The organism is Actinospica sp., assembly GCF_035552695.1.
Classification (GTDB): domain Bacteria; phylum Actinomycetota; class Actinomycetes; order Streptomycetales; family Catenulisporaceae; genus Actinospica.
Genome location: NZ_DASZKT010000153.1, coordinates 1 through 4641, shown reverse-complemented (window position 1 = coordinate 4641; position 4641 = coordinate 1). Strand labels below are relative to the sequence as shown.

Sequence of the window (4641 nt, the reverse complement as noted above, 5' to 3'; positions counted from 1 at the left end):
CATGCCGTTGATCCACGCGGTGTACGGAGCGAGGCCGCGTTCGAGCGGCTCGACCTTGCGCATCGCGCAGCACTTCTCGGGCTCGCGGTCGTGCAGTTGGGCGCCGAACGCGGCGTCCTGCTCGGCGACGGTCTGCTTCGGCGTGATTGTGACCAGGTTCACGTCGTAGACCGCGGCCACCGCGTCCCGGGTGCCGATGGTCTCCACGAAGTGGTAGCCGGTGTCCAGGAACAGCACGTCGATCCCCGGCACCACGGTCTGCGTCAGATGCACCAGATGCGTGTCGGCCATCGAGGACGCCAGCACCAGGCCGGAGCCGAAGGTCTGACCGGCCCAGGCGAGCACCTCGGCCGACGGACGGTCCGCGAACCTGGCCTCCGCCTCGTCGGCCAGCGCGCGCAGCGCGTCCTCGGTCGTCTCGGATCGCGATATGAGTGAAGTCATCAGTTGGACACCACCAGGCTGCTGAGGCCGACGAAGGAGAGGCGGAAGACGCGGGCGCAGGCCCGGCACAGCCATACTCCGTGGCTGGCCTCCGGCTTGTCCTCGGACAGCACCTCGGGGCGCAGGTCCTCGTCGCCGCAGTACGGGCAGTACTGGGGCGCGGCTCTTTCGCTCACGATGAGTCCTCTTCCGGTTGTCGGCGGATCGGGCCTGGCGTGAGCCGGAAGGAGCGAAGAGTCCCGTCCTGCTTAGCCCGGCCACGCGTTGCGCCTCGCGCGCCGGGAGGCGGCGCTACACCGAGGCGGTGTCGAGGGCGGCGGGTGGGTCAGCGGGTCGGCAGACAGACTGCGCTGGAAACGCGCTTGAGGTCGACGTGCAGCCGACCTACGAGGGCGATTCCAGAACGGGACATGTTTCGAGATTGCCATCTTGAGGCGTCCGCGTCCACCTCGTCCCGCAATGCGGACGAGCGTGTGAGACGCGTAACATATGCGTGATGTTGTGAGATCGGGCTCGCTACTCGGCGAAACGGCTGACCATCAGGGCCTGCCAGCGTGACTCCGGCCAGCCCTCGTGCTTGGTGCGGATCCGCTGCACCCGGTCCAGCCAGCCGATGACCTCGTCCGGATCGTAGCCGCGGGCGGTGAGCGCGCAGGCGATGACCGTGCCGGTGCGGCCGATGCCGGCCCGGCAGTGCACGACCACGTTGTGCCCCTCGTCGAGCAGCGAGCTGACCTTCTCGACGGCCGCGCGCAGCTCGAGCTCCTCGTGCACCGGGTCCGGCGGCAGGTTCCCGCCCACCAGGTCGTGCAGCGTGAACACGTGCCGCTCGAGCGGCACCGGGCTGTAGTTGCCGAAGCCGATGAGCGAGACGACGGTGTCGAAGCCCAGCTCGGAGAGCCGGGTGAAGTCGAAGTTGTCCGCGGGCAGGGCCATGCCGGCCAGCCGTGCCTTCTCTCCGCGCTGCGCCCACCAGAGCCAGGGCGGCCCCGAGACGACTGCCTCGTCGGGTTGCGGGAGTTCGATCATCGCCATGATTGCGAGCCTAACCGGGCGGGGGTGGTTTGTTCAGAGTCTTTCGATGATCGTCACGTTCGCCTGCCCGCCGCCCTCGCACATCGTCTGCAGTCCGAAGCGCCCCCCGGTGCGCTCCAGCTCGTGCAGCAACGTGGTCATCAGCCGGGCGCCGGTCGCGCCGATCGGGTGGCCGAGCGCGATCGCCCCGCCGTTGACGTTCACCTTCGCCGGGTCGCAGCCGGTCTCCCGCAACCAGGCAAGGACGACGCTGGCGAAGGCCTCGTTGATCTCGACCAGATCGATGTCCGCGATGTCGAGCCCGGTTCTGCGCAACGCGTGCGCGGTGGCCGGGATCGGCGCCGTGAGCATCAGGATCGGGTCGTCGCCGCGCACCGAGAGGTGGTGGATGCGCGCGCGGGGTGACAGGCCGTGCACCCGGACCGCCTCGGGGGAGGCGATCAGCAGTGCGGCCGACGCGTCGTTCGTGGGCGAGGAGACGGCCGCGGTCAGCCGCCCGCCCTCGACCAGGGTCTTGAGCGCGGCCATCTGCTCCAGGCTGGTGCCGCGCCGCGGCCCCTCGTCGACCGCGAAGCCCTGATACGCGGCGATCTCGCGCTCGAAGTACCCGCCGTCGATCGCGGCCAGTGCCCGGGTGTGCGAGCGCAGCGCCCACTCCTCCATCTCGGCCCGGGAGATCTTCCACTGCTCGGCGATCCGCTCGGCCCCGGCGAACTGGCTCACCGGCTGCTTGCCGTAGCGCTCGACCCAGCCGGTCGAACCGTGGAAAGGCCCCTCGGTCATGCCCAGCTTCTCGACCGCGGCCACACCCGAGTACCACAGCGGAATCTGCGACATCGACTGCACGCCGCCCGCGACCACCAGGTCGGAGGTCCCGGACAGCACCGCCTGGGCGGCGAAGTGCACGGCCTGCTGCGAGGATCCGCACTGCCGGTCGATCGTCACCCCGGGGACGTGCTCCGGCAGCCCGGCGGCCAGCCAGGCCGTGCGCGCGATGTCCGTGCTCTGCGGTCCGACGGTGTCGATGCACCCGAATACGACGTCGTCGACCGCGCCCGGATCCACCCCGGTGCGCTCCATCAGGGAACGGAGAACATGCGCGCCCAGGTCCGCCGGATGCACGGCGCTGAGCGAGCCGCCGCGCCTGCCGACCGCGGTCCGCACCGCACCGACGATGTACGCCTCTGTCATGGAGCCAGAGTACTGCGCCGGAGCTGAATTGTTACCGTGTGGTAGGCGACAGGCGTGTAACTCCTCATTCCGGCCCTGACCTGCCTACACGCTGCGTCCACGCGGCTACTCTCGATCCCTGTTTCAGGCCGGACGCCGGCCGCGGATCTGCTTCCCGCCCCGCGCACCGCGTCCGCCCCGATCGCCTAGGCCAGCTCGGTTTCCGAAGCCCGCACGGTCCACTGCGCGAAGGACTCGCCCTCGTGCCGCGACTTCTGGTAGTTCCGCAGCACCCGCTCGATGTAGTCGGGCAGCGCGGCCGCCGTGACCTTCAGCCCGCGCACCTTGCGGCCGAACGAGCCCTCGTCGTCCAGGTCCGAGCCGAAGTGCCCGCCGAGATGCACCTGGAAGCCCTCGACCTGCCGGCCGCCTTCGTCGCGGACGAGCTGGCCCTTGAGCCCGATGTCGGCGGTCTGGATCCGCGCGCAGGAGTTCGGGCAGCCGTTGACGTTGACGGTGACCGGGGTGTCGAAGTCCGGCAGCCGCTTCTCCAGCTCGTCGATCACGTCCGAGGCCAGCGCCTTGGTCTCCACGATCGCCAGCTTGCAGAACTCGATGCCGGTGCACGCCATCGTGTGCCGCCGGAACACGCTCGGCCGCACCTGCAGGTCGAGCGCCGCGAGGGCCTCGACGAGCGGCTCGACTTGGTCCGCGGCGACGTCCAGGATCAGCATCTTCTGATCCGTCGTGGTGCGCACCCGGCCCGAGCCCGCGGCCTCGGCGAGGTCCGCGATCCTCGCCAGGGTCGGGCCGTCGACCCGGCCGACCCGCGGCGCGAAGCCGACGTAGAAGTCGCCGTCCTGCTGCTCGTGCACCCCGACGTGGTCGCGCTCGGCCGGCGGCACGAACGCGGGCGCCGGGCCGTCCAGCAGTTGGCGCTTCAGGTACTCGGTCTCCAGCACCTCGCGGAAGCGCTGCGGACCCCAGTCGGCCATCAGGAACTTCAGCCGGGCGCGGGTGCGCAGCCGGCGGTAGCCGTAGTCGCGGAAGATGCCGACCACTCCGGCCCACACCTCGGCCACCTCGTCCATCGGCACGAAGGCGCCGAGCCGCTTGGCGAACTGCGGGTTGGTGGACAGGCCGCCGCCGACCCACAGGTCGAAGCCGGGCCCGTGCTCCGGGTGGACGACGCCGACGAAGGAGATGTCGTTCGCCTCGTGCACCACGTCCTGCAGGCCGGAGATCGCGGTCTTGAACTTGCGCGGCAGGTTCGAGAACTCCGGGGAGCCGATGTACCGCTCCGAGATCTCCTCGATCGCCGGGGTGGCGTCGAGGATCTCGTCCTTGGCCACGCCCGCGACCGGCGAGCCGAGAATCACCCGGGGCACGTCGCCGCACGCCTCGGTGGTGCTCAGGCCCACGCCCTCGAGGATCTTCCAGATCGCGGGCACGTCCTCGATCCGGATCCAGTGCAGCTGGATGTTCTGCCGGTCGGTGACGTCGGCGGTGCCGCGCGCGTAGTCCGTCGAGACCGTCGCGATCGCGCGCAGCTGGGCGAGCGTGAGCCGCCCGCCGTCGATGCGCACCCGCAGCATGAAGTACTTGTCGTCCAGCTCCTCCGGCTCGAGCACCGCGGTCTTGCCGCCGTCGATCCCGGGCCGGCGCTGGGTGTAGAGCCCCCACCAGCGCATCCGCCCGCGCAGGTCCGCGGCGTCGATCGAGTCGAAGCCGCGGTACGCGTAGATGTTCTCGATCCGCGCGCGGACGTTCAGGCCGTCGTCGTCCTTCTTGAACTGCTCATTGTTGTTGAGCGGTGTGAAATGACCCATGGCCCACTGCCCCTCGCCCCGGTGCCGGCGGATCTGGTGCGACTTCACGCTGGCCGAACGGCTGGGCGCGGCGGCGGAGCTGGGTGGCGTCTCGGCAGGGGACATGCGCCCAGGGTTACATTCGGGCCGGGGGAACGTCCAGCCGATCCCAATATCCGGACCG

General features: G+C 70.1%; 6 protein-coding genes. All 6 read right to left on the bottom strand.

The window, feature by feature from the left end:
* On the bottom strand, positions 1-444 hold a 444-nt coding region (locus tag VG296_RS18850), incomplete at its 3' end, for a phosphoadenosine phosphosulfate reductase family protein (protein ID WP_325567337.1).
* On the bottom strand, positions 444-620 hold the full coding sequence (locus VG296_RS18845) for a hypothetical protein (protein WP_325567335.1): 177 nt from the start codon (positions 618-620) through the stop codon (positions 444-446). The genes VG296_RS18845 and VG296_RS18850, both read right to left, overlap by 1 nt.
* A gap of 149 nt (positions 621-769) precedes the next feature.
* Positions 770-856 (bottom strand): putative leader peptide, encoded by an 87-nt coding sequence (locus tag VG296_RS33255; RefSeq protein ID WP_372463275.1) that lies wholly within the window; start codon positions 854-856, stop codon positions 770-772.
* A gap of 104 nt (positions 857-960) precedes the next feature.
* The gene (locus tag VG296_RS18840; protein WP_325567333.1) at positions 961-1479 is read right to left on the bottom strand and encodes a protein-tyrosine phosphatase family protein; all 519 of its coding nucleotides are present in this window, start codon (positions 1477-1479) and stop codon (positions 961-963) included.
* A 33-nt stretch (positions 1480-1512) separates the two neighbouring features.
* Entirely contained in the window at positions 1513-2670 is a 1158-nt protein-coding gene (locus VG296_RS18835) for an acetyl-CoA C-acetyltransferase (RefSeq protein ID WP_325567331.1), read from the bottom strand.
* 185 nt (positions 2671-2855) lie between these two features.
* Positions 2856-4478, bottom strand: a complete 1623-nt coding sequence (locus VG296_RS18830) for a nitrite/sulfite reductase (protein ID WP_349259618.1) — start codon at positions 4476-4478, stop codon at positions 2856-2858.
* Positions 4479-4641: the final 163 nt, after the last annotated feature.